Genomic DNA, 1,616 nt, shown 5'->3' on the forward strand with positions numbered 1-1,616 from the left:
TCGTGCAGCAGGAAGTTCAGCGCATGGCTTCCGGGCAGGTCGAAGCGTTCGACCGGGCCGTTGCACAGGTGGGCGAAATAGGTTTTCACCGTGTCTTCGGTGAGGGCGGATCGGATGTAGGGCAGGTAATCGGGCTTGCGGGCCATGATACCGATATTGGCGATGTCGCCCTTGTCGCCCGAGCGGCCCCAGGCCAGATCGACCAGCCGCACCTTGACGGCATCGGGGCCGGCCTCGCGGCTGTCGGCCGGCGGCGTGGCGGGCGGATCAAGCCGCACCTCCCTGGTGGCGACGGTGACCGGCACATCCTTGCCATCGACCTCGACCGCAACGGGCGTGTCGGCCTTGTCCTGCAGGAAGGAGAACAGCCGTACCACCGGCTGTACCTTGGGCCGTCCGGCGTAGAACCCGGTCAGACCCTGCGCGGTGGAAATGGCCATCGGCGCGATTTCACCGGCAAAGATGTTCAGCGCGCTGCGCTCCTCATGTGCCGCGCCGATCTTGAGCACCACTTCGCGGGTCCGGGCGCGGGCATTGGCGCCATAGGCGGCTTCGGCACCTAGAACCTCGACGCTCACCTGCCGGAAATCGCCCAGGTTCTTGTTGCGGAAAATCCGGCGGCAGCGGGTCAGGATCGCCTCGGCCACGCGCTCGGCCTTGGCCGGGGCGTCGATCGCGGCGAGCGTCAGGGTGGTGACCGCGCGCCAGCCGTCGGCATAGGTCGCCGACACCTTGTAGCTGCCGGTGCGCCCCAGCCCCTTGCCGCCCTTGACCCGCACCCGATCGGGGCCGATCTGTTCGAGCGTGACACCGGACCAGTCGCAGATCACGTCAGGCAGCAGATAGGCCCGCGGATCGCCGATTTCATAAAGCATCTGTTCGCCGGCCGAACCGGGCGACACCAAACCGCCGGTATCGGCCGTCTTGGTCATGACGAAACTGCCGTCTTCGGACACCTCGACGATGGGCATCCCCATGTCATCCCAGCCCGATACGTCCTGCCAGTCGGTGAAATTGCCCCCGGTCCCCTGCGGGCCGCATTCGATCAGGTGGCCCGCCAGGGACCCCTGGCTGAGCTTGTCCCAATCTTCGTCTTTCCAGCCGAATTCGTGCATCAAAGGGCCTAGCGCCACGGCACTGTCGGCGCAGCGACCGGTGATCACGATGTCGGCCCCGGCGTCCAGCGCCGTCGCGATGGGGCGTGCGCCCAGATAGGCGTTCATGCTCCAGATTTCGTCCGGAAAGGCCACGCCGGAAAACATTTCGGTCACGCCGCGGTCGCGGATCGCGTCCGCGCGCTCCGTGAGATCGTCGCCCAGCACGACACCGATGGACAGCTCGACCCCCGCCTCGGCGGCAGCCTTGGCGAGCGCGTCGCGGCAACCGCGCGGGTTCACCCCGCCGGCATTCGCCACCACCTTGATCCCCTTGGCCTTGATATCCTCAAGCCAGGGCACCAGCGCCTTGACGAAATCCGGCGCAAAGCCCGCCTCCGGCGTCTTCGCCCGCGCCCGCGCCATCAGCGACATCGTCACCTCGGCCAGATAATCGAATACCAGATAGTCGATGTCGCCCTTGGACACCAACTGGCCAATGGCCTCCGGCGTGTCACCCCA

1 protein-coding gene is annotated in these 1,616 nt (G+C 66.6%); it reads right to left on the minus strand.

The window, feature by feature from the left end:
• The coding region (locus tag Q1A06_RS20865; protein ID WP_299568042.1) for an acyclic terpene utilization AtuA family protein at positions 1-1,616 on the minus strand (1,616 nt) is incomplete at both ends.

This window comes from uncultured Sulfitobacter sp., assembly GCF_947497275.1.
Lineage (GTDB): Bacteria > Pseudomonadota > Alphaproteobacteria > Rhodobacterales > Rhodobacteraceae > Sulfitobacter.